This window comes from Actinoplanes sp. NPDC023936, assembly GCF_040639325.1.
Lineage (GTDB): Bacteria > Actinomycetota > Actinomycetes > Mycobacteriales > Micromonosporaceae > Actinoplanes.
In genome coordinates this window covers 301,109-324,277 of record NZ_JBEZZR010000002.1, presented here as the reverse complement: position 1 = coordinate 324,277, position 23,169 = coordinate 301,109, and the positions used below count along the sequence as shown (strand labels likewise).

Annotated in this window: 19 protein-coding genes and 1 pseudogene; 12 read left to right on the top strand and 8 right to left on the bottom strand. The window is 66.5% G+C overall.

From position 1 onward, the window contains the following. Positions 1–57 precede the first annotated feature (57 nt). From AB0F72_RS03820 to AB0F72_RS03810, 3 genes are all read left to right on the top strand, one after another. Positions 58–867: an alpha/beta hydrolase gene (locus AB0F72_RS03820; protein WP_360424610.1), complete on the top strand. Its 810-nt coding sequence runs from the start codon at positions 58–60 to the stop codon at positions 865–867. Between the two features lie 66 nt (positions 868–933). Beyond that, entirely contained in the window at positions 934–1,740 is an 807-nt protein-coding gene (locus AB0F72_RS03815; RefSeq protein WP_360424607.1) for an SGNH/GDSL hydrolase family protein, read from the top strand. 220 nt (positions 1,741–1,960) lie between these two features. Further along, positions 1,961–3,346, top strand: coding sequence for a calcium-binding protein (locus AB0F72_RS03810; RefSeq protein ID WP_360424604.1), 1,386 nt, complete (start codon positions 1,961–1,963; stop codon positions 3,344–3,346). Between the two features lie 117 nt (positions 3,347–3,463). Here AB0F72_RS03810 and AB0F72_RS03805 read toward each other — a convergent pair whose 3' ends face one another. After that, positions 3,464–3,877 carry a hypothetical protein gene (locus AB0F72_RS03805; RefSeq protein ID WP_360424601.1) on the bottom strand — a complete coding sequence of 138 codons (414 nt, stop codon included), beginning with the start codon at positions 3,875–3,877 and terminating at the stop codon, positions 3,464–3,466. 246 nt (positions 3,878–4,123) lie between these two features. Between AB0F72_RS03805 and AB0F72_RS03800 the strand changes: the two genes are divergently transcribed. Continuing rightward, a complete protein-coding gene (locus AB0F72_RS03800; protein WP_360424599.1) occupies positions 4,124–4,696 on the top strand; it encodes a nuclear transport factor 2 family protein in 573 nt (190 codons plus the stop codon). A 92-nt stretch (positions 4,697–4,788) separates the two neighbouring features. Here AB0F72_RS03800 and AB0F72_RS03795 read toward each other — a convergent pair whose 3' ends face one another. Together AB0F72_RS03795 and AB0F72_RS03790 are read right to left on the bottom strand one after the other, a co-directional pair. Beyond that, positions 4,789–5,391 carry a TetR/AcrR family transcriptional regulator gene (locus AB0F72_RS03795; protein WP_360424596.1) on the bottom strand — a complete coding sequence of 201 codons (603 nt, stop codon included), beginning with the start codon at positions 5,389–5,391 and terminating at the stop codon, positions 4,789–4,791. Positions 5,392–5,746: 355 nt separating this feature from the next. After that, positions 5,747–6,607 carry a formylglycine-generating enzyme family protein gene (locus AB0F72_RS03790; protein WP_360424594.1) on the bottom strand — a complete coding sequence of 287 codons (861 nt, stop codon included), beginning with the start codon at positions 6,605–6,607 and terminating at the stop codon, positions 5,747–5,749. A 395-nt stretch (positions 6,608–7,002) separates the two neighbouring features. Between AB0F72_RS03790 and AB0F72_RS03785 the strand changes: the two genes are divergently transcribed. The 3 genes and pseudogenes from AB0F72_RS03785 (at position 7,003) to AB0F72_RS03775 (ending at position 9,685) form a co-directional block, all read left to right on the top strand. Further along, positions 7,003–9,231: an arylsulfatase gene (locus tag AB0F72_RS03785; RefSeq protein WP_360425068.1), complete on the top strand. Its 2,229-nt coding sequence runs from the start codon at positions 7,003–7,005 to the stop codon at positions 9,229–9,231. A gap of 97 nt (positions 9,232–9,328) precedes the next feature. Then, a pseudogene (locus AB0F72_RS03780) lies at positions 9,329–9,442 on the top strand (tyrosine-type recombinase/integrase); the annotation flags it as partial. Further along, positions 9,443–9,685: a hypothetical protein gene (locus AB0F72_RS03775; RefSeq protein ID WP_360424591.1), complete on the top strand. Its 243-nt coding sequence runs from the start codon at positions 9,443–9,445 to the stop codon at positions 9,683–9,685. Between the two features lie 820 nt (positions 9,686–10,505). Here the strand turns inward: AB0F72_RS03775 and AB0F72_RS03770 are convergent. Continuing rightward, on the bottom strand, positions 10,506–12,767 hold the full coding sequence (locus tag AB0F72_RS03770) for a DUF262 domain-containing protein (RefSeq protein WP_360424588.1): 2,262 nt from the start codon (positions 12,765–12,767) through the stop codon (positions 10,506–10,508). Beyond that, complete coding sequence (locus AB0F72_RS03765) at positions 12,764–14,470, bottom strand: DUF262 domain-containing protein (protein WP_360424585.1); 1,707 nt, start codon at positions 14,468–14,470, stop codon at positions 12,764–12,766. The genes AB0F72_RS03770 and AB0F72_RS03765 overlap by 4 nt, the downstream gene beginning before the upstream one ends. 287 nt (positions 14,471–14,757) lie before the next feature. Between AB0F72_RS03765 and AB0F72_RS03760 the strand changes: the two genes are divergently transcribed. Both AB0F72_RS03760 and AB0F72_RS03755 read left to right on the top strand, forming a co-directional pair. Further along, positions 14,758–14,919 carry a hypothetical protein gene (locus AB0F72_RS03760; protein WP_360424582.1) on the top strand — a complete coding sequence of 54 codons (162 nt, stop codon included), beginning with the start codon at positions 14,758–14,760 and terminating at the stop codon, positions 14,917–14,919. After that, on the top strand, positions 14,870–15,103 hold the full coding sequence (locus tag AB0F72_RS03755; RefSeq protein WP_360424579.1) for a hypothetical protein: 234 nt from the start codon (positions 14,870–14,872) through the stop codon (positions 15,101–15,103). The genes AB0F72_RS03760 and AB0F72_RS03755 overlap by 50 nt, the downstream gene beginning before the upstream one ends. Before the next feature lie 239 nt (positions 15,104–15,342). Here AB0F72_RS03755 and AB0F72_RS03750 read toward each other — a convergent pair whose 3' ends face one another. Next, entirely contained in the window at positions 15,343–16,377 is a 1,035-nt protein-coding gene (locus tag AB0F72_RS03750) for a NaeI family type II restriction endonuclease (protein WP_360424576.1), read from the bottom strand. A gap of 414 nt (positions 16,378–16,791) precedes the next feature. After that, positions 16,792–17,199, bottom strand: coding sequence for a very short patch repair endonuclease (locus AB0F72_RS03745; RefSeq protein WP_360424573.1), 408 nt, complete (start codon positions 17,197–17,199; stop codon positions 16,792–16,794). Between the two features lie 86 nt (positions 17,200–17,285). Between AB0F72_RS03745 and AB0F72_RS03740 the strand changes: the two genes are divergently transcribed. From AB0F72_RS03740 to AB0F72_RS03730, 3 genes are all read left to right on the top strand, one after another. Further along, on the top strand, positions 17,286–18,392 hold the full coding sequence (locus AB0F72_RS03740; RefSeq protein ID WP_360424570.1) for a DNA cytosine methyltransferase: 1,107 nt from the start codon (positions 17,286–17,288) through the stop codon (positions 18,390–18,392). A gap of 73 nt (positions 18,393–18,465) precedes the next feature. Further along, complete coding sequence (locus AB0F72_RS03735) at positions 18,466–19,557, top strand: NaeI family type II restriction endonuclease (RefSeq protein WP_360424567.1); 1,092 nt, start codon at positions 18,466–18,468, stop codon at positions 19,555–19,557. A 67-nt stretch (positions 19,558–19,624) separates the two neighbouring features. Further along, a complete protein-coding gene (locus AB0F72_RS03730; protein ID WP_360424564.1) occupies positions 19,625–19,915 on the top strand; it encodes a hypothetical protein in 291 nt (96 codons plus the stop codon). 239 nt (positions 19,916–20,154) lie between these two features. Here the strand turns inward: AB0F72_RS03730 and AB0F72_RS03725 are convergent, their stop codons facing one another. Further along, positions 20,155–23,169 carry a Z1 domain-containing protein gene (locus AB0F72_RS03725; RefSeq protein ID WP_360424562.1) on the bottom strand — a complete coding sequence of 1,005 codons (3,015 nt, stop codon included), beginning with the start codon at positions 23,167–23,169 and terminating at the stop codon, positions 20,155–20,157.

The window sequence follows — 23,169 nt, the reverse complement described above, 5'->3', positions numbered from 1 at the left end:
AGAGCCGGCCGCGGCATCGCGTCGAACCCATCCTCGTACCTGATTGGAAAGAGAACCATGGGAGTCCGAATCTCCAAAGTGGCGGCTCTTGCCGCCGCAGTCGTCCTCACGGCCACCGCGTCGGTCTCCGGTGCCGGCGCTGCCGTCGCCGGCTCGAACACCAAGACCAAGCCGACCATCGTGCTCGTGCACGGCGCCTTCGCCGACGCCGCGAGCTGGACCGGAGTCATCGAGCGGCTCCAGCGGCGCGGCTACCCGGTGGTGGCTGCCGCCAACCCGCTGCGGGAGCTCAGCTCCGACGCCGCCTACGTGCGGACCGTCATCAATTCCGTACGAGGCCCGATCGTGCTGGCCGGCCACTCCTACGGAGGCGCCGTGATGACCAACGCCGCTGCCGGCGACGCGGATGTCAAGGCGCTCGTCTACATCGCGGCCTTCGCACCCGACACGGGCGAGAGCGCACTCGAGTTGTCCAACAAGTTCCCCGGCAGCACCCTCGGTGACACCCTCGCGCCGGTGCCGCTCGGTGATGGCACCAACGACCTCTCCATCCGGCAGGACCTGTTCCGGCAGCAGTTCGCCGCCGACGTGCCCAAGCAGCAGGCCTCGCTGATGGCCGTCACGCAACGGCCGATCCGGGATGCGGCGCTCAGCGCGGGTTCCGGGAAGCCGGCCTGGAAAGAGATCCCCTCCTGGTTCCTCCTCGCCGGCGCCGACCGCAACATCCCGGTCGCGGCCCAGCGCTGGATGGCCGACCGCGCCGGTTCGCGGTCCACTATCGAGATCCGCAAGGCATCGCATGCCGTCGGTGTGTCGAACCCGGGTCCCGTCGCGGACCTGATCGTCCGCGCTGCCACGGCACGGTGACGTGAAACCACGCACCCGTAGCGGCCGAAAGGTGCCGGACGTGGCGATCATGCCCGACGTTCGCAGGTGACCGGACTGCTCGGTGCGGTGCTCGGTACGGCGCTCGGTGCGGTGGTGGCCATGGCGGCCGGCACGGTCGCGGTCATCATCGGACAGGCCCGCAGCGTGCAACGCATCGTTCCCATCGCGATGCAACCGCCGCCGCGGGCCGAGGGGCTGATCGGCTCGCGGCTTCCCGGCCCACCGCTGACCATGACCGTTCTCGGTGACTCCTTCGCCGCCGGCTACGGCGCCACCAGACCCCGGGAGACCCTGGGCGTACTGCTGGCTACCGCTCTGGCCCGCCGCGCCGGCCGGCCGGTACGACTGCACCGGCCGGCCTTCGTCGGCGCGATGTCATCGGACCTGCCACACCAGGTACACATCGCACTGAACCAGGCGCCGGATGTCGCGATCATCTTCGTCGGCGGAAACGACGTCACGCGATTCGCGCCGCTCAGAGTGGCGGCACGGCATCTCGGCGACGCGGTCGGACAACTCCGGGCCGCCGGCTGCCACGTCATCGTCGGCACCTGCCCCGATCTCAAGGTCCTGCCACCGCTGCGGCCACCGCTACGCTGGCTGGCCGCCCTGCGCAGCCGGCGGCTGGCAGCCGCACAGACGGCCGCGGTCGAGGCCGCCGGCGGCTATCCGATCCCCCTGGCCCAACTACTCAACCCCTTCTTCGAAGCCGATCCGGTACGCATGTTCGGCGCCGACCGCTTCCACCCCTCCCCGGAGGGGTACGCCCGAGCGGCCGCCGTGAGCCTGCCACCGCTACTGGCCGCACTACGCGCCGAAGGCGTCATCCCGGAACCCGGCGGCGAGCGGTAGCCGGCTCGCCGGTGTTCGACGAAGGGCAGGTGACGAGCGCTTCGGCGTGGCTCACCGCCCACCTGTTGGACAAAGCGTCGGTACGGTCCCGTCCTGCGGGAAATTCGTTGGTTGATTGATCTCCATGCGTTCGAATGGACGGCACGGAGAAGGCACGTGCGGCAGATGCCCTTCGTTCTTCCTCGATCACTCGATCAGCTGCCCTATCACGGGGGTTCACATGTTCCTGTACCAACGCCGGATGCTGGCGGCCATCGGCGCCACGGCCGTCGCCGTCGCCTCGACCGCTCTCCTGGCGTCGCCCGCCCAGGCGGCTTCGACCGGCACGGCCAAGGTCGTCGGGTCGACCGTCCAGTTCGTGGCGGCGAAAAACAAGGCGAACTCGCTGGTGGTAACGATCTCCGGCCGGACCGTGACGCTGGACGACAAGGTCGCCCTCAAGCCGGGCAAGGGCTGCAAGAAGGTCGACAAGACCAAGGTCAAGTGCACCACCAAGAAGAAGACCAGCGAGATCGTTGCGGTACTCGGCAACAAGAACGACTCGTTCAAGAACAAGACCAAGGTTGCCTCACTGGTCTTCGGCGACTCCGGCAACGACCGGCTGACCGGCGGCTCCGGCGCCGACGAGCTGCAGGGTTACACGGGCAACGACAAGCTGTGGGGCGCCGGCGGCAACGACAAGCTGTTCGGTGAGTCGGGTAACGACGGGCTCTCCGGCGGCGCCGGCAACGACATCCTCGACGGTGAGTCGGGCAACGACGCGGCGTACGGCGAGTCCGGCAACGACGAGCTTTACGGCGGCACCGGCAACGACAAGCTCCTCGGCGGCACCGGCAACGACGAGCTCTCCGCCTGGTCGGGCAACGACACGGTCTACGGCGAGTCCGGCAACGACAAGCTTTGGGGCGGTGTCGGCAACGACAAGGTCGTCGGTAGCACCGGCAACGACATCCTGTGGGGTTACACCGGCAACGACACCCTCTACGGCGACGCCGGCAACGACGAGGTGTACGGCTGGGACGGCAACGACGTCATGCACGGTGGCGACGGCGCCGACTGGCTCCAGGCCGAGAGCGGTGACGACAAGATCTGGGGCAACAACGGCGACGACGACATCCTCGCCGGAGGCGGCGTGGACCGCGGCTGGGGCGGCGCCGGCGCCGACTACCTCGGGGGCGGTGACGGCAACGACCTGGTGTGGGGCGAGACCGGCCGCGACTACATGGGCGGCGGGAACGGTGACGACAGCCTCAGTGGCGGCAACGACACCGACGTCATCTACGGCCTCGCCGGCAACGACCGGATCACGGGCGACGCGGGCGACGACGCCCTGATCGGCGAGGACCTCGACGACAACGGCAACCCGGTCGGCAGCGCGACCGCCACGGACAAGACGGACGGTGGCGCCCACGTCACCGGTGACATCTGCCTCGTCCTGGCCGCCGGGACGTCGATCAACTGCGAGGCGAACGCCTTCCCCGCGGCGAAGGTCAGCGGCCTCTCGGCGAAGTCCGCGGGTGGCCTCTCGGCCACGTCCGCGAGCGGCTCTGGCTTCGAGGCCCCGAAGGCCCGGGCGGGCGCCTCGGCCGTGGGCGCCCGCAAGTAACGACCAGCAACACCCGAACAGCCTGGTTGCCCCGGTGGCAACCAGGCTGTTCGGCGTTCCGGAGACCTCGTGGTCCTGCTGCGCCGAGTATGCGGCGGCACGACAACCTGACGTCAGTTACGACGTTTGCCCCTTTCCTTTCTTCGACCAGGCCGTCCGGCGTGCCGATGTCCACCCGAGGCCCGCCAGGCTGGCCAGCAGGAGCAGGAACAGCACGGCCACGGCGGGGTTGACCCAGGGGGCGACCAGGTCGTAGCCGGCGTTGCACTTCTGGCTCAGGGGGAAGAGCCGGAAGTAGTCGTCTCGATGAGCCTGGTAGTACGTGTCGTCGTACGGCTCGTGATGCTGCAGCCGGCAGGTTTCCTCGATGTCGAGGCCGCCCGACAGGGCTCCCCACAGCCACGCCAAGGCCAGCAGCACGAAGGACGCCCATGCGGCGTGGCCGAACCATCCTGGCCGGCGCCAGTCGCCGAGGCGCACGCCACGGACCATTCGCCACACGCTCCAGGCCGGGATGGCCAGCAGTGGCATGCAGGGCAGAAGGGAAGCGACACGCTCCAAGCTCGGCAACGCTGCATCGGCCTCTCTGTCGACGTGATCAGGTAATTCTCGGCGGGCTTCGCGGGGCCCCGCGCCGCTGCTCGCGATCAACGGACCCTAGCCGGGTCGGCATTTGACTGCCCTTGACGGCACCTCCGGCTACGCTTAGCCTAACAACGTTAGAAAATCTAACAACGTTAGACGCCATGCCGCGTCAACTCAGCAAAGGGGAATCACATGCGTACGCGAATCTTCGTCTCCGGTCTCGCTGCCGCAGTGGCCGCAACGGCTTTCCTTGCCGGCACAACACCCTCCTCGGCCGCGTCACCGAGCGAGCAGACCGCGCAGGCCGGGCAGGCCGGGACCCGGCAGGTCGTCGAGCACGCGCAGCAGAGCCGGAAGAGCGACCAGGTGCCGACGATCGGTCGGCGCTGGGCCGCCGCGTGGGTGACCACCGACACCGGCGATCTCGCCCGCCTGTACACCAAGGACGCCATCTATACCGACCAAGCTCTCAACCTGGTGTTCCACGGTCGCGAAGGGGTCACGCAGTGGGAGACCGGGTCCCATCAGCTCATCAACGATCTCCGCTTCGACGTGACGGGCGGATTTGGCGGGCGTGACGAGGTGGTGGTCGAGGGGGTGTTCAGCGGCCACATCGTCGGTGCGCCTCGTCCATTCGCGGTGCCGGCCGTGACCGTGCTACGGCTGCGCGGCAACCTGATCCGGTCGAGCAACGACTACTACAACCGGGGCGAGATCTTGAGCGATTCCGGCCTGCCCGCGGACTGGACCCCCACCGGCAACTGACGACGTCGTCACCGAGGCTGCATCAGGTAGGTCAGCAAACGGCTCCGGCTCGGCTACGCGGAAACGCGGACGGGCCGGGGCCGTTCCGGTGCTTACCCGTTCTCCGGCAGGTCGGTCCGCCAGCCGCGGAGCAACGTGCGCAGTGCCTGCTCGGCGAGCCGCCGGGCGCGCTCATTGCCGACAGTGTCGAGGTGGCCGAGCGAGGCTATGCCGTACAGCGTGCCCCAGATGATGTCGCAGGCGTCATCGACATCGGCCAGAACCACGTCGTGGGCGGCCGACCAGGCGGTCACCAGTTCTTCCAGGACACCGATGGCGGCGGCCGCCGCCCGCCGGCGATCGTGCGCGTCGACGGCACCGCCGTTCATGACCTGATACAGGTGCGGGTGCTCGCCGGCGAACCGGACATACTCGGACGCGAGCTGCATCATGCGCCGGTCGATGTCGGGCTCTTCGGCGATCTGCTCGAGCTCAGCCAACATCAGGCGATACCCGTGGGCCGCCAACTCCAGCACGAGTGCGTCCTTGTTGGCGAAATGCTGATAGACGATGGGCGCGGCGTATTCGACGTCGGTGGCGATGCGCCGGATCGTCAGCGCCGAGACGCCCTCGCTCTCCAGGACGCGCAACCCGGCCTCGATGATCCGTTCACGCGTGCTCGCACGTTCCCGGGCCCGTCGGGTGCCGGTCGACACAGCTGCCACCTCGCTCCAAGCATGTTCCAGACGCCGAGCCGCGGCGCCGTCACGGCACCGCCACCCTAACAACGTTAGATGGCGAATCGGCAGCGCAGCTCAGCTTGTGACTCAACCTCCGAGTCAGCGAAGGAACGCTCGAACAGCGCCCGAAGGTCACATGCCGGACCTCCAGGCCCGAGGCGCGAAATCCCTTCCCGGCTTTCTATGCGTCTCGCCGCGGCGCGGATCCCGTTCGGCCAGTGCACGAGGAGGCCGTTACGGGTGCCACCCCAGTGCGAGGCAAGTGCCGCCGGAACGGGTGAACCGTCGACTCCGTAGCGGTAACCACAGCGGCCCGCACGCTGCGTCGAGGTCAGGCGTCCTGGGCGCATCGGAAGCCGATGTTGCCGGCGGAACTGTCCGGCGTGTTGGCCATCCGGGCCGAGACCCGGTACCGGTAGCAGTACGAGGAATGGCACAGGTAGGAGCCGCCGCGCAGGGCTCGGCGTTCGCCCACGGGCGGCCCGGCCGGGTTCTCACGCGGCCCGTTCAGGTGCCAGGTGGCGCTGAACCAGTCCGCCGTCCATTCCCATACGTTTCCGGTCATGTTGTACAGGCCGAAGGCGTTGGGCGGGAAAGCGTTCACCGGAGCGGTGCCGAGGTAGCCGTCGGCGAGCGTGTTCCGGCTGGGAAATACGCCCTGCCACACGTTCATCCGATGCTCACCGCCGGGCCGCAGAGTGTTGCCCCAGGGAAATCGCATGTCCTGGAGCCCGCCGCGGGCGGCGTACTCCCATTCCGCCTCCGTGGCCAGGCGCAGGCCCGCCCATCGGCAGTAGGCGACGGCGTCGTTCCAGGAGACGTGGACGACCGGATGGTCGGCCCGGCCGTCGAGCGTGGACCCTTCGCCCTCGGGGCGTCGCCATGACGCGCCGGGCACCCGGCGCCACCATGGTGCCGCCGCTACGCCGTGGGTCGGCGGGAAGTCGTCCGGCAGGAGCCCGGCGAAGACGAACGACGTCCCGTGGTGCTCGGCCGCTGTGACATGACCCGTCGCGTCGACGAAATCGGTGAACTGGCGGTTGGAGACGGCGCCCGCGGCGACTCGGAACGGGTCGACCCGGACGGAGCGAACCGGTCCTTCGCCGTCATCCGGGTACGCGTAGGCGTCCTCGTTGCCCATCCGGAACCACTCGCCCTCGAGGGCCACCAGATCGGCGGCGCCGACGCGCACCGGTGCCCCGGCCGGCGCAGACCCTGGCGGTGGATCCGACCGCGGTGGCGCCGTGGCAACCTGGACGGGGGCGCAACACGCTCCACGTTCGTGCGCGATCATCGCCGCGTCCTTTCCTCCGGCTCGATGGTCACGATGACGGATCGACTCGGGTGGCGGCTCATCCGGTACGGATGGTCGTTGAGCTTCATCCGGCTGGGATGAGGAGAAGCTCGCCGCCGGAAGTTCCACTTGACCGGAGGCCGGTCGCGGCCGTGGAGGAGGACGGTCCGATGGGACTTGCCGAGTACCAGCCAGGCAGCGCGTTCCCAGGAGTGATCGGGAGGACGACCGACGAGTCGACTCCGGCGTGGCCCAGGCCCATGCGGGCGGCGCCTGGGGCACCCAACGTGGTGATGATCGTGCTGGACGACACCGGCTTCGGCCATCTCGGCTGCTACGGCAGCCCGATCGCGACGCCGAACCTCGATGCTCTGGCCGCCGATGGCCTGCTCTACAACAACATGCACACGACGGCGCTGTGCTCGCCGTCCCGGTCGTGCATCGTCACCGGACGCAACCATCACTCGAACGGGATGGCTGCCATCACCGAACTCGCGACCGGGTATCCCGGCTACGACGGGCTGATCCCGTTCGAGAACGGGATGCTGTCCGAGATGCTGGGCCAGCACGGATACAACACCTACATGGTCGGCAAGTGGCACCTGATGCCGTCCGAACAGGAGTCTCCCGCCGGGCCGTACGACCGCTGGCCACTGGGTCGCGGCTTCGACCGGTTCTACGGCTTCCTCGGCGGCGACACCAGCCAGTGGTACCCGGACCTGATCAGCGACAACCACCAGGTCGAGCCGCCGGCGAGCCCCGAGCAGGGCTACCACCTGACTGCCGACCTGGTCGACAAGGCGATCACCTACATCGCCGACGCCAAGCAGGTCGCCCCGGACAAGCCTTTCTACCTGCACTTCTGCCCCGGTGCGACGCACGCCCCGCACCACGTGGCGAAGGAGTGGGCCGACCGGTACCACGGCCAGTTCGACGACGGTTGGGACGCCTACCGCGAGCGGGTCTTCGCCCGACAGGTGCAGCTGGGCGTGATCCCGGCCGGATCGGAGCTCTCCAGGCACGACCCGGACGTACCGGATTGGCAATCCCTGTCGCCGGACGCCCGCCGCCTCGCGAGCCGGAGCATGGAGATCTTCGCCGGCTTCCTGTCGCACACCGACCACCACATCGGCCGGCTGCTGGACTTCCTCCGGGAAACCGGTGAACTGGACAACTCGCTGATCATGGTCGTCTCCGACAACGGGGCCAGCTCGGAAGGCGGGCCGGGCGGCACGACGAACGAGACGCAGTTCTTCAACAACGCCCCCGAATCGCTCGCGGACAGCGTGGCTCGGATCGACGAGCTGGGCGGGCCGACCACCTTCAATCACTACCCGTGGGGCTGGGCGTGGGCGGGCAATACGCCTTTCCGCCGCTGGAAGCGCGAGACGTACCGCGGCGGCTCGTGCGATCCGTTCCTCGTCCACTGGCCCAGCGGCATAGCGGCACGCGGTGAGGTGCGCACCCAGTACGCGCACATCATCGACATGGTTCCCACCGTTCTCGACGCGCTCGACATTCAGCCGCCGGACACCATCCGAGGCGTCACCCAGGCGCCGATCCACGGGGTCAGCTTCGCGCACACGTTCGACGACAGCGCCGCGAGTTCCCGGCACCACACGCAGTACTTCGAGATGTTCGGTCACCGGGCCATCGACCACGACGGATGGCGAGCCGTCTGCCCGTGGCCCGGACCGTCGTTCGCCGAGGCGGGCCAGCCCTTCGGCTCGCCGATCCCGAGCGAGGTCCTCAGCCAACTGGACACCGACTCGTGGGAGCTGTACCACGTCGCCGAGGACTTCGCCGAGAACCACAACGTCGCCGCGGAGCACCGGAGCAGGCTGGTCGGGTTGATCGGGCAGTGGTACGTCGAGGCCGGCAAGTACGGAGTGCTGCCGATCGACGGCAGTGCCGTCGAACGGCTGATGACCGAACGTCCCCAGATCACCGAGGAACGGACCAGCTACACGTTCTGGCCGGGCACCCAGGCGCTGCCGTTCGCGGTCGCTCCGCGAGTGCTCAACCGGCCGCACAGCATCACCGCGGAGGTCGAGATCCCGGAGGGCGGCGCGGACGGAGTGCTGCTCTGTCAGGGCGCCAACACCAGCGGCTTCTCGTTCTACATGAAAGACGGCAGGCTGCACTACGCCCACAACTACGTCGGTCGCGCCGTCTACACGACGTCCGCCCCGGAACCCGTGCCGGCCGGCCGGCACACGTTGCGGTTCGAGTTCGAGCCCACCGACAAGCCCGACATCACCCACGGCAGAGGAGCACCGGGACGGGCCCAGCTCTACGTCGACGGCGGCCTGGTGGCCGCGACCGACATACCCGTCACGGTTCCCATCATGTTCAACCCTGGCGCCATGAGCTGCGGCGCCAACCCGGGCTCGCCGGTGACTCCGAGCTACCAGTCGCCGTTCCGCTTCACCGGCACGCTGCACAGCGTCACGGTCGACGTCAGCGGCGACCTCATCGTCGACACCGAGAGCGAGATGCGCGTGGCGCTGTCCCGCCAGTAAAGGACCGGTACTTCCGCTTGCCGGGACGGGACTCAATCCCGTCCCGGCCCGCTCACTGCAGCTACGCACCACCCGATTCCGGAAACTGACCGAACGCGCCGGCCTACCCCCGGTCCGGCTGCACGACCTCCGGCACGGCACCGCCTCCCTGGCCCACGAGGCCGGCGCGGACCTGAAAACCCTGCAAGATCTGCTCGGGCACTCCAGCATCGTGGTCACGGCTGACACCTACACCAGCGTCCTGCCCGACAGCCAGCGCCGCTGCGCGGACGCGACCGCCGCGTTGGCGCTGGCCACGGCCCGGCACACCCGCAAACGCATCAAGGAAAAGGCCGCGAAGAACCGGCCCACCGGGCGCAGCGAGAAAGAAACACCTTCGGAGAAACGGCCTATCGGCAAGCAGCGGATCCGCTGGTCCCGCAGCCGCCGCAACCCCTTCCGCCACGGAAAGTGACGACACCCATGTGCCACCCGCACGCCAGCCGACCTCCACAAAGGCCGGACAACGAGAAAGGCCCGAACCGCGTTTCCGCAGCCCAGGCCTCCATCGAAGAAGTGCGCCCGAAGGGACTCGAACCCCTAACCTTCTGATCCGTAGTCAGACGACTAGTGGTCGCGAGTACACTCTGTAGCCTCCAGGCTCAAAGCCGTTTCCGAAGACATATTAGCAGCTCAGAGCGGCTCTACATTTCCGCAGGTCCGGGCCGAGTGCATGATTCAAGCGCCTCGCTGATCGATAGCCGCCACTCGAAGGTGCTGAAACGGTCGCGCCCGTGCTGAAACGGTCGCCGACATCCGATCACCACCGGATCACCACGCGATCAACATCACGCTGCGTAACCACTGCTGGCGGCCGTCGAGCAAGAGCAGGTGTCCCGGCCGGTTTCGGTAATCTCCTGGTCGCTGTCGGCGCTGCGGATGTCCCACTGGTCCACGCCCTGGGCCTGTACACCGTTGCGCTTGATGAGGCCATGGAACTTCTCGGGGAGCGGGCGGCGGCGCTGTCGTCGGATGAGCACGACCGGCCGCCGGACGTGCGGCTACCGGCGGCGTCGCGGCGAGCATCAGCGACGGCACCCGCGCACAACGAGCCATCACCGAGCACCTCCTGACCCGGGCCCAGGCGACGGCCGGCGTCGGCGATCCCGACCAATTCCCCCACGAGATTGCCATCCCGGCCGCCGTGGATCTCCTGCAACACCAGGTCAGCCGGTTCGGTGCGGCCCTCTTAGCGCGGACCGCCGCGGTCGCGGCCGATCGGCTCTTAGGCGGCGTTACATGCCAGCTTCCAGCAGGTCGCGGAGGAAGGCCGCACCGGCCACTACCCGATCGGCCAGGTCGACTGGACCGTCGCCATGATCATGCTGCTCGATCTTGAGCAGCAACTCGCCGTCGGCCGTCGTCACGACGTTGTGCTGCTGGCAGACAGCCAAAAAACTTTGGTGCAGCGCCTCGTCCTCAGGTCTATACAGCTCGAAGCCATCGCTGACGCTGCGCATGCTGGCATTGCTGTGCGTTAGTTCCAGCCACCGCGGATGCCACTCATATCCGAAGAACCACGGGTCGGTGACCCGATCGTTGGCCTCGCTCAGCAACCACACGCCCAACAGGATCGGATCACGGTAGTAACCGCTGAGCCGGACAGTGCGAAGCATGCACATCGAGTACCCGAGTTCGCCGTCGACGCCGTAATAAATGCCTGTAGAACCGGACCGCATCTCCGGGTATTTGACCAGGTAGTAACGCCAGTCGAAGTACTGCCGGCATTCCCGCTCGGCCAACCAGGCGACGGTCACCCGCTCGCAATACGCGACGACATAGCCACCCGCGCTGGCTAGGCCGTCCAACAACTCGCTGAGCACCGCCCGGGTGGTTGACAGATTCTTGTATGTGGTGCCGGTCAGCAGATAACGCCAGACCGTGTCGTCCTCGGGATCACTGGTGCCGAACTGCCAGCCCCAGGAACCCGGCCGCTGCCGCTGATAGTCGCCGAAGGTCAGCAGCGCTCCGGTCAATCCGAGCCAGTGCTGCGGCTCGGTGAAAGCGGTCTCGAATGCCTCCGCACGTCGCCGGAGAGAATCGCCGTGCAACTCGAAAGCACTGGTGGCGCCACGGAGGATCGGATGATCCTCCAGCCGGAACAACACGCTCGCGAGCTCGGGATAGGCCGCCAGGAATTGCTTCTTGCGACGTTCGTCCGCCAGCTGGTTGCTGTTGAACCTGGTCACCGCGTCGAGGTCGTCGTGCACGATCACCTGCGCCACGTCCTGGATCAATGCAGGCATGTAGTCGTTGCGCACCTCGGAGGCGGAGACGAGATTGCGCAGCGTGCGCAGCCGTCGCGGGAAGTCCACCGTGTCCTCGATGAGGTGCAGCAGGAACGCGTACAGCAGCAGGCTCTGCTGCAGGTTGAAACGGGTGTCGTGCAGGCACTGGTCGAACACATCGGTGTCGGCGATCCCGAACCAGACGACCTTTTGCCAGTCGTAGCCGTCCTGGCCGGGCAGTGACGTCGACAGAGCGTCGCCCATCGTCGTGGCAATGTGCTCGGCGTCGCGCCACTTGTCGAAGGCACCGAACAGGAAGTCGAGGTGATCACCGGCTCGCGGATTCTCCGCGCCGAAGACGGCACGCGCCCGCGGACCAAGCGGCCCGGACTCGACCCGGTCGTCTCGCAGTTCGCAGATCTCGGTGATGAAGGTGAGGTAGCTGACGAACTCGTCGTCGACCAGATTGTCGCCCCCGTGGAAGGGCCACAGCAGGTCCGACCAAGGGCCGTCAATCTTGTGGGCGAACTCGTCGGCCCGGCCGGAGTGTGCGATGTCCTGCTCGAAGCGTGCCTTGAAGTTCTCGCACGTGGTGAGCGGCTTCCCCCGCGAGTTCATCTTGATGTAAAGCTGCTCGTCGGACTCCATGTCGTCCAGCGGCAGTAGATAGAAGGAGACCGCCGGTTTCTCGGCGTCGGTGAGCCGCTGCCAGGCCTCCACCGCGTCCAGCTCCGGGTGCCGACGGTGGATCTGCCGATGGATGGCATCGATCATCACGAGCATCGCCTGAATGGTCGGGTCGTTGCGCCAGACGTGCAGGTACCAGGGCTGGTCGATGATCCACGCCGAGGGAACGTCCTGGTTCTGCGGTAGCGGGCGGGCCACCAGCCGCTCACCGAACAGGCGTGCGCTCGCCCGTGTCTCGTAGGACAGCCGGGTCCATGCTGCTCCCGGCTCTAGCCGGTCGGCCGCCGAAGCGACGTACCAGTGAAGCAGGAACAACGTGGTCAGCCGCTGCTGGCCGTCGAGGGGGAGCAGGGTCGTTCCGTCGATCTTGCCGTACACGAAGTCGAGCCCGACCGGCTCGCCGCCGGCGATCGCGTCCAGGAGAACCTCGAGGAAACCGAGCCGGACCTCTTCCACCAGCGTCTCCGGCCGCCCTTGGGCGTAATCGCGCTGAATGAGGGGGATTTGGATGCTGCTGATGCTCGGCTCACCGGCCAGCCGTGTCCCGAACAAGCCGGCGTACGACGTCAGATAACCCTTCACGCCGCGGTCTCCTGATCGGTGGAAAGATAACCGCCGAGGACCCGGATGATCTCCTGCATATAATGCTCCCGATCATTGGCGCTCCAGAAGTGCATCTGATGCTCGTCGGCCGGCGAGTAGTACTTCAAGAACGCATTCCTGGTGCACACCGGGATGTAGGAGCCGTCCCGGTCGCGCGCCAGGATCGCGGCGCGTTTCACGGCGAATACCGAATTGCTGAGCGCGCTGTTGTCACCGCCGTCGAGCAGTGCCAGGTTGGCGATCGAGTCCACCGCGCCGTCACCCGTCTCGTTGCCGGCATCGAGCAACTCGGTGACCTGCCGTTCGCACGTCCGGAACTCGGACTCCGTGATGACCTCGCCGGTCAGCGCCTGATCCAGCCGGTCCAGCACGCCTTGTCGCTTGGCTTGGTCGACGCCGTCGAGAGTCTCCAACGCTTTGCGGTGCAGTCGAAGCCACTGCGCCCACTGCTCCACGCTGTTGAGTCGCTCGGCGTTCTGCGCGTGAATGTGTTCCAGGGACCACCGGCCGGCGGCGTGTTCCCGGAAGGAGTACCGCTCGAAGGAGTGAGTGCGGCACCGAACGGTCTCGACGTTCATCAGCAGCAGAGCGCGGTTCGTCCGGGTCTTCTGTTCGTAGGTGAGCTCACGCAACTTCGCCTCGGACAAGTTCAGCCGGTTCCGGATGAGGCTGTCGAGTTCGGCGTCGAACGCCGACTTGGCCTTCCCCTTGGCGAGTTCGATCAGGGTGCGCAACGATCCGCCCTCAGCCACTAGGAAGCCGACCTTGTGGAACAGGTTGCGGTCCTCGTACCAGCCCAGGACCAATGAGTGCAGGTCGACCACCTCGTTCCAGAACTCTTGCGGCTTGGCCGCGATCCGTTCCCGGAGAGTCTCGAAGGTGTGGAACAACGGCCGATCCCGGCCGGTCGGGCCGCCCGCGATGGTGTCGAGCAGCAGGCTGATGTGCGTCGGATCCTCGGGGGCCTTGCCGGTGATGAAAGCCCACAGTTCCGGATCACGCAGGTCACGCTCGATAACGTCCCACTGAGCCGCGGTCTCCAGCGCACGATCGGTGGTGCTCGAGTCGCCGCGCCGGCGGGACAACAGCAGCGCCTTGACAAGCTCAGCATCGGTCAGCGGGATGCGACCCACATTGAGCCGGGTGAACAGCGTAGCCGCATCCAGATCCTCGGCCGCCTCATACCAGATCACCCGTACCTGCTCGTAGAGAGCGGCGTGGAATTTGTTGGCGGCGTACTGGCGTCGGTTTCCGTGTGCCGCGAACCATGCACGAATGCACTCATAGGCGTGGTGGATGTGGAAGAAGTCAATGTTCTTCTGACTCAGCGCCGGATCGGGTTCTTCGAGGTAGGCGGCGCTTCCGGGCCGGGTCTCGTACCGCAGTGTGTAATCGGCGCCGGAGTTCTGCAGGCCCTCGCTCTTCATGAATTGGAAGATCAGGTACAGCGTGGTCAGCCGTTGCTGGCCGTCAACCAATTCCCACTCGTCGCCGTGCCGCTTCACCACCACAGGCTGCAGGTAATACGGCTGGTCGAGACTCTCCCAGATGTCCGAGAGAAGCCTGCCGACCTCCATCTCACCCCACCGGTAGCCGCGCTGGTAGGCAGGAACATAGAACCTGCCGGATATGTCGCCCACCAGTTTGGGCTCCAGGAGAGCGTCGCCTGAGGATGCGGTCACGACCGCTCATCCTAGTGAAACCTGGCCGCGACGGTGTCAAACGGCGTATCGGATACTTGCTGCCATGCATGATCGGCACAGGCATCGGGCTGGAAAGCCGCCCTGATTGATCGCGTGCGCCCTCGCCCTGAGCCACCTGTCCTCGTGTGCCGGACGGGTCTACGCCTGCGGCAAACGCGTCCTCTATCACCCGCGACGCCAGGGAACCGGGACGCGCGATCCTCGCGATTGACGAGCCGTGCCGTCTCGTACTGGACAGCAACGCCCTAGGTCCGGGAGCGGCTCCGGTGAAACCGGACACCATCCTGGTGCTGAACAGCAAGGACGGTCTGCACTGGGACACCGGCGTCAGCACCGGAATGGGTGTGGGGCGGCTGCAGGACATCACTGTCGGCCCCGATGGCACGCTCGTCGCCCGTCGGCGCGATCGACGACGCCAGCCGACGTGACCCGGATCAGCGTCCCGAGTACTGCGGTGTCGTCTGGATCGGCGACGACAACCCACCGTTCAAGCGAGTCGAACTCGGCTGCGGCGACTCGCCGCCGCAGGCGGTCACCACGCTGCGGGACGGGCGGGTACTGATCGCCGGGAACCGAAACCTGTGGCTGCGGGCCGCCGGCCCGACCGGATAGCCGTCCTGCCAACTGGCCGTGGAAATGCCCGGCCTCGGCTGGGGCCGGGGCTCGCTGCCGTGCGCGGCCTGCGCCGCGGCGAACTGTGCGGGCTGCGTTCCACCACGGAAAGTGACGACACCCATGAGCCACCCACACGCCGCCCAACCTCCGCAAAGGCCGGACATCGAGGAAGGCCCGATCTGCGTCTCCGCAGCTCAGGCCTCAATCGAAGAAGTGCGCCCGAAGTGGATCGAACCCTAACCGTCTGATCCGTAGTTCCCCTGTCGAGGAAGTCGAGGAGCAGGAGTGACGGGATCCTTCTTCCTCGCAAGCCGCCACCGACTTCCCTCGATCTCGGTGTAGGGCCTCGCATCGCCGTCATTCCAGGGCACTAAACGAGCGCTGACGAAGGAACCGAGTGTGGGTCGCGGCAGGCCTAGCTGCTGAGCCATTGTTGGGTGCGGTTCGTAGTGGCCGAAGATGACGATTCCATGCCTCTTGAGCTGCTTACGTGCGTCCCTCACCCGCTTTCCAGGATCGATCTGGGCTCCTGCAGTTATCACTGTGGCCCGATTGACAAGCCTCTCGGTGAGGCTGCGGAAAAGGGTCGTGACAGCCGTCTGCCCGTTCGTCGAATATCTAATTTCGTCGATGGCAGGGGTTTTCGCGTGCAAAAGCGTGTTCTCGATGAGCCGAGCGTTTTTGAACACCCAAAGTATCCGGTCGCGGCCCGCTTCATTGAGGGTTCGCTTCTTGTCCCTCTGACGGCCTTCGGCCTTGAGATACTTCTCTTCGATCCTTATGAGGCCTAGAGACCACCGCTTCGTGTATTCGTTACCCCACACGACCATGGCAATCTTGGGTTCGTCCTGGTACATCTCCTTCGGGATGTACCACTCGTACAGATTGAGTGCCCATTTGCAGTCAACGGGAACGCCCTTGATGAGGAAGTCGAGCTTGCCTCGGGCGCCGCCAGGACCCCTCTCATCTTCTTCGAAGCCGAACTCCTTCCTAATTCCAATTTCCACGAGAGTCCCGATGTGGGTCTTTTCTGTCTTGCTCAACTGCATGTAGTCCCACCGGCCGGTGCGCTGACCGTCGTAGGCCTGATCGAAGCAGTCCCTGATCACGAGGCCCATCCTCATGCCTTTTAAGTCAAGGACCTTCAGTTCGTCACGGACCTTCCAAAGATCAGCGTCCTCCTTGCGACGCGGCGGCTGCTCCGTGGTGCCGTGACTCCATGGCCCGAATAGGTCCTTCGGACGCTGGCCCTTTTTGGGCTTGTTTGGCACGGGCCGTTTCTGCTGTCCGGTATAGCTTCGGACGATCGGTCCGATTTGGGCCGAGCCGCTACTCGTGGGTTGACTCACTGATCCACGGTCGCATCCATGATCTCTTTGATCTAGATCCAACCGTCGGAGGACAAGTCACCGTACGGGCGATCTCGAGTGGAGGTCGGCGTACGGCGGGCAGCCAATCTCATTCGACCGCCAGCCCGCCCTGGGTCTCGGGGGCGACGCCGCAGACGTACGTCTCCCGATCCGCCTCGAGCCCAGGTCACGCGCGCACTTGACCGATTACGCACCCCGAGGGTCACTGTTTGCCGAATAGTCCTGGCTCGTACTCGAGCCAGGACCCATCGCTACCAGGCAGAGTCGGTTGACCGATCGCAATGATCGTCAGCGTTAGCTAAGGAAGAGAACATGTCATTCGGCTGCAGGGTACGGGTGTCGCAAGGTCGTAACCGTCTCCGCGATCCTGGCGGCGGCCTGGTCGACGGGTTCGTGCTCCCAGACCCGCAATACTGTCCAGCCGGCGTCGGTGAGCCGAGTGTTGGTGTCGCGGTCCCGGCGACGGTTCGTCGCGACCTTCTCGGCCCAGAAGGTCGCGTTCGTCTTGGCGACCGTGTGATGTTGAGGGCATCCGTGCCAGAAGCAGCCGTCGAGGAAAATGGCCAGTTTGAGCCGGGGAAAGACGAGGTCGGCGGTGCGGCGCACCGCCTTGATCGGTCGCCGATTCACGTAGTAGCGCAGCCCTCGAGCGTGAACCGCTCGTCGCAGCGCCAGCTCGGGTTTGGTGTCGCGTCCGGTATTAGCCTGCATCGACTTACGCACGCCGATCGAGGACGCCCAAGATCTTTCGGACATGCGTTCTACCTCACCGGCGCGGCTGGCTTGTCGCGGACGGGAGGCGAACTATCATGTCGCAGGTGAGTGATCGCTTGAGCATGATCGACCTCTTCGCAGGGTGTGGCGGTATGACCGTCGGCTTCAGTAATGAGGGGTTCCGTCCGATTCTCTCGGTCGAGTGGGATCGTGCCGCGGCCTCCACCTACGCCGCGAACTTCGGCAAGGAGCACACGCGGTGGGAGGACATCGAGAAGATCAAGGATGACGAGATCCCCGATGCGGATGTCATCATCGGTGGGCCGCCGTGCCAGGGCTTCTCCAACCTCGGCACGAAGTCGGTCGAGGACCCGCGCAACAAGCTGTGGAAGCAGTATCTGCGCTTCGTCGTCAAGGCGAATCCGCAGGTCTTCGTGATCGAGAACGTCGAACGGTTCTCGCGCACCAACGAGTTCCAGCTGTTGATGGAGGAGGCCGACCACGGCATCCTCAAAGGCTACAAACTGACCCCCGGTGTGCTGCTGGCGGCCGACTACGGGGTCCCGCAGCGCAGGCCGCGCACCATCGTCATCGGGTCGCGGATCGGGGAGATCCCGCTCCCGAAAGCGACTCACGCGAAGGTCCCCACCGAGGATCGGAAGCCGTGGCGGACGGTCCGTGACGCGATCGGGTGGGTCGACGAGCACCCGACGACCACCGAACTCCCGGACAAGGAGGCGGTGTTCTTCGAGCAGAGTATCCGGGGCGAGTTCTCCGGCTACGAGATCCACTTCGGGCGGCAGCCCACGCCGATGTCGCTGGAACGCTATGACCATGTTCCGCCCGGCGGCGGCCGGTTCAACCTGCCGGATCATCTGTTGTCGCGATGCTGGCGGGAGAAGAAGACCGGCACGACCGACGTCATGGGCCGTATGCGCTGGGACGCGCCGTCGTTGACGATCCGTACCGAGTTCTTCAAGCCGGAGAAGGGCCAGTACTTGCACCCGCAGTGGGAGCAGGACCGCCCGGATCGGCGAGTCAACCGGGTGATCACCCACTACGAGGCGTCGCTGCTGCAGGACTTCCCGAAGGACTACAAGTGGTGTGGGTCCAAGACCGAAATCGCCAAGCAGATCGGCAACGCTGTCCCCTCGGGTCTCGCAGAGGCCATCGCAGCGCACCTCAAGAATTTCCTGAACTGACCCGCCGGTCGGACAGCGGCATTCGGGACCTCGCTGTTTGACCGGCGGATCGCCGCTCTGACACCCTGCCCTCGTGTCGATCGTCCAGGGTGAGCTGTTCGAAGACGATGCGGTCTCCTCCGCGCTACCGCGCACGCTGCGCGTCCAGAGCCGCCGGATCCTGCCGGTCCGGCCGTCGACCGTCGGTAGGCCGCGGATGACGACGGGGCCGTCACCGTTCCGTACCGATGCCCGGCCGCCGACGCCGGACGAGGACCCCGAGATCTGGGCCGTCCACACGGCGATCCGGTCGCTCGATCCCGACGGCGTCCGGACGGGCTACGCCATCCGTGAGGCGCTCGATCAGATCTATGACGGCCAACGCACCGGGCGGTGGGACTACACCCAGTTGCTGAAGACGGAGAAGACGCACGTCGGCACGCTCGTCGAGATCTGGTTGCAGCGTGAGTTCGGGTTCGACGACGGCGAGGACCTCGACTACCGGATCGCCGGCGTCGACGTCGACTGCAAGTGGTCGTTGAATCTGTACGACTGGGAGATCCCCCAGGAGATGTACAGCCGTGGTGACAAGATCGCACTGGTGGTCTGGGCGAACGAGTACACCGCTCGCTGGGCGTCGGGTCTCATCCGCATCAGCGAGGACGTGCTTCGCCCGCTGGGGAGGCAGCGTGACGGCAAGCGTCGACTCAACGATCGGGGCCGGGACCGCATCCTCTGGGTCTCGCCCGGCGCGGACCTGGTCAAGAACACCCTGCTGCACATCAGTGACCCGAAGAAGATCGAGCTCATCGCGTACGCGGCTCGCGGGCAGACGGCGGTCACGAACCTGTTCAGGGAGCTCACCGGCGAGCTGATCAACCGAGCCACCGTGCTCACCGCCGCTCAGCAGGTCGACAGCGCCAAGCGGGTGCGGGATGCCCGCAAGAAACTCCAGCGTGAGGGCATCGTGATCTTCGGCCATTACGCGCCGCATCCGCGGATGGCCGCTGAGCTCGAACTCCCGGCGCCCACGCTGGGCAGGTTCGTGAGCATCCGGCTGCACCCGTGGGAGCCTGGTGACGGCGAGCCGTACACCGAGATCGAGGGGTCGCTGTGGCGGCGTGCACGACCAGGTGATCCAGTCGTGCCTGCGCCGACGTTGCCCAGTCAGGGCAGCGACGGATGACCGCCGTCTGCGGCGTGTCGGCCGCGTTCATCGACCGGCGACGGCCCCGGTCGGGTTTCGTGGGCGTATGAACGGTTCTGCCGACGTCGCGGATGAGGTCCTGAGTCTCTGCCGGGCGTTGAGGGACGCGCAAGGCCTGCTCGGATTGACGGAGTCGGAGGAGTCGGATCTCCTCGGACACGTGGCACGCGCCGAGCGGGCCGCCTCGGCGACCCCGCCGGATCTACCGGGCGTGGATACGCACGTACGAGCGATCCGCTACCTGCTCGTCGAGGTGGCGGACGGCGGCGTGTCGGCCTTCATGGCGGATGCGGCGGCGCGCATCCTGGGTGACGGCATCGGTCGTCTGTTCCTCTGACGCGGGGAGCCTCGGAGTTCGTGTGAGGCGACGCGGGCGCATGGCTTCGGCCGTCGCTCGCCTCCGGCGCCGGGGCGACCGACGGCGGTTCGACCGCGGTGGTCGCCGGCGGCGAGCCGACAGCCTCATCGCAGGCGGGCGTCGGCGTCGGGCTCTGGTCGTCGGTGTCGCGATCGCAGCACGCGTCACACCGACGTGTGCGGCGGTGGTGAACGCGAGCGCATTCACCACCGCCGGTTTCAATCGCCCTGGTTGACGACGGGTGTCCCCCAGGCCGCCTTGCGTTTCGGTTTCCAGCTGATCACCGATCGGCCGTGGGCAGTGGCCGTGGCGGGGGCGACCATGGACGGCAGGATCACCAGGTCGACGATGCGAGGTTCGTCCGGCAGATCAGCGGCGGCGCATTTCGCTTCGTCGGGCAGGTCTGCGATGTCCGCGGCGACGTAGAGCAGCACCGACCCACGTCGGCCCCCCACGTCGCGGAGAGCGTCCGCCTCGCCGTCCTGGAGGGCCGTCTCGGATCCCGCGATGCGCTCCAGGGCGTTGCGGTGCTTGGAGTCGCTACCGACGAAGTCGATGCGTGGGGCCGTCCGTCGGTTGCGCGTGACGGCCTGGGCGGAGCCGAGGCCGGGTAACAGGACCGGTTTCGCGACTCTACTCAGTTTGGGCCAGACGATCACGATGTCTTCGAGGCGTCCGTCCGTGATCAGCTTCTCGTAGAAGGTCAGGGTGGGGCCGAACAGTTTCTCGTCGGGATGCCACTGGAGCTTGCGCAGGATGGCGACGAAGGACGCGGCGTCGATCGTGCCGATGCGGGCTTCGAACGTCCCCGCCGGCAGCTCCGGCCGGCTCGGCGCCGACCGGAAGGTCCTCGTGTCGGTGGCGGCCGCAAGAAGCGGCATCAGCAGCTTGTAGTTCGCCTCCTTGGCCGGTGCGGCGCTCCTGCGCGGCAGGCCGTAATAGTCCCGGAGGCGGCCTGCGTCGCCGCGACTGTCGATCTCGGCGTTGAACATCTTGCTGCGGCCGGTGGGACGCAGGTACGGCAGGTGCTGACTGACGAGGGCCGGTACCTGCCACGGCTCCAGGACGGGTCTGCCGTCCTCGGTCCATCCCTCGTACTGCCGGAGCCAGTCGCGGACGGTCTCCTCGTCGTGCAGCAGGCCCTCGAACGCCTCGTAGAGGTCCACGTCCCGAGGGCTTCCGGTCTGGTCGCGCCGGATGAAGAGGCGCACCAGGTCCTTGTATCCCTGACGGAAGCCGAACCATCGACCGGCCTGCATGAGAGTGTCGGCCTGCAGCGCCTTGCGGGTGTAGAACGAGACGGTCAGTCCCTCGACGGTGAAGCCTCGGCTGAGCTTCGTGCCACCGACCAGGATCCGCCACACGTCGTTGCGGTCGAAGTCGAGTGCCTGCTGATTGTCCTGCACCTCCTGGTCGCTGTTGACCACCAGGACCGGGTCACCGACCTCCTTGATCCGACGGCAGGCTTCACCGATCGGTTCTCGGAGGTCCTCGAAGCCCGCCGGTACGGGCCGGCCGTCGGCCCTCGCAGCGCAGACGGGTGCGAAGTCGGAGTTCCACAGGTCGCGCAGCCGGGCCAGTGCCTGTGGTGTGCCGTACCGTCCGGCGGTCCAGCACCTGCGGACGAGATCGGCCTGCTCGCGGTGGGTCCGGGTGTCCGTGGCCTCGTGGACCAGCATGGTGTGGTGGCGGTACGGCGGCTCGCCCGCGTTCTCGCGGTAGACCTTGACGGCTCCGGCCAGGACGAAGGAGTCGAGGGCGGAGAGCATCTCGAGTTCGCGCTGTTGCATCTGTGCCGGGTCGTCCGGGTCCGGTGGTGGCCCCACGGGCCGGATGAAGGCTCGTTCGTTGGACAGTGCCGGATCGTTCTTGTCGTCCTCGCTGTTCCAGCCGACGTCGTGAAAGTCACGCACGCCCATGTAGTGCGGCGGTCGGTCGAGCGGGACGATGAAGTTCTTGGGATAGATGTCGTTCGCGTCGTCCGGATCGACGAAGAAGTTGGCGAACGGCGTCGCCGTGTACATCACCAGCTGACCACGGGGAAGCAGCCCCAGAAGGTCGGTGATCGCCCGGTTGATGGCGGTGCGTTCCTTGGTCTTGGCCGGGTTCTTCGTGTTGACCGAGGCGAGGTCGGATTCGTCGTCGATGATGAGCGCGGGGATCTCGGCGAGCTTGCCCTTGAGCGGCGCGAGGTCCTGGGCCAGTTTCTGCAGGCTGCTCTTGATCTTCTTGACGACGACGAGCCGCACGTTGGCGGGCATGAGGTTGTCGGGATCGTAGAACGGCTTGGACGGATAGCGCTGCTCGAACTTCATGCTGGTCAGGCCCTGCTTGAGCCGTTTGTAGTCGTCGTGGAGCAGGGTCAGGCGCTCGATACCGGGGTGGCCGAGTGCTTGGAAGTCCTTGCCGTGGCTGATGAACTTGCCGGCCAGCCAGTCGTCGTCGTACTCGTAGTCGAACTCGTCGGCTGCTCCGTCGACTCGGGTCCGGGTGAGGTTCTCGACGCCGACGAGTTCCCGGTCGAGTCGTCGCTGGGTCTGCGAGCGCAGCAGCTCGATCGTTCCGGTCATGACGATGACGAGTCGGTAGCCTGCGTCGATGGCCTTGGCGATGACGCCGGTGAAGTTGGCGGTCTTGCCGCTCTGGACGTAGCCGACGACCAGGCCCTTGGTCTGGTAGGTGTCTGCGGCGGTGGGGTCGGACAGCCGGCGGACCACGTCGGTGGTGGCCTTGTCGAGGGCGGCGATCGATTCGGCGTGCCACTTGCGCTGCTCGATCAGGTACCGCTCGTAGTGTGCCCAGTAGAAGTTGCGCTGCGTGCGGCGAGCCTCGTCGTACCAGGGGTCCCAGTCCGTGCTGATCACGGTCGTGCGCATGGTGGCGACCGGTGCGATGGTGTCCAGTCGTGCCGCCACCTCGGGCGACAGCCCCAGCAGGTCGTAGATGCGCCGGCGGCGTTCGGCGGTGCGGGGTTCCGTTCCGGCCGCGTCCCACTTGCGTGTCTCGTCGTCGTCGAAGTCCCACTGGGCCAGCGCGTACGCCAGGTGCAGAACGGCGCTGTTGTCCTGCTGGTTGTGTGCCTCGAGGAACTCCTGCAGGTCCCTCATGGTCACGGCGTCGTCGTCCTCGCGATCGACGTTGATCCGCCTGAGTAGTTTGGCGGGTCCTCGTGTCTTCAGGCCGGCGACCGCTTCGATGAGGTCCGGCTCCCAGCTGCTCGCTGCCTCGGTCAC

Bases quoted from the DNA above. Each gene is read 5' to 3' on its own strand.
- AB0F72_RS03730 (WP_360424564.1), top strand. From the start codon at position 19,625: ATGAACGGTTCTGCCGACGTCGCGGATGAGGTCCTGAGTCTCTGCCGG.
- AB0F72_RS03810 (WP_360424604.1), top strand. From the start codon at position 1,961: ATGTTCCTGTACCAACGCCGGATGCTGGCGGCCATCGGCGCCACGGCC.
- AB0F72_RS03785 (WP_360425068.1), top strand. From the start codon at position 7,003: ATGATCGTGCTGGACGACACCGGCTTCGGCCATCTCGGCTGCTACGGC.
- AB0F72_RS03800 (WP_360424599.1), top strand. From the start codon at position 4,124: ATGCGTACGCGAATCTTCGTCTCCGGTCTCGCTGCCGCAGTGGCCGCA.
- AB0F72_RS03755 (WP_360424579.1), top strand. From the start codon at position 14,870: ATGGCACGCTCGTCGCCCGTCGGCGCGATCGACGACGCCAGCCGACGT.
- AB0F72_RS03820 (WP_360424610.1), top strand. From the start codon at position 58: ATGGGAGTCCGAATCTCCAAAGTGGCGGCTCTTGCCGCCGCAGTCGTC.
- AB0F72_RS03805 (WP_360424601.1), bottom strand. From the start codon at position 3,877: ATGCCACTGCTGGCCATCCCGGCCTGGAGCGTGTGGCGAATGGTCCGT.
- AB0F72_RS03740 (WP_360424570.1), top strand. From the start codon at position 17,286: ATGTCGCAGGTGAGTGATCGCTTGAGCATGATCGACCTCTTCGCAGGG.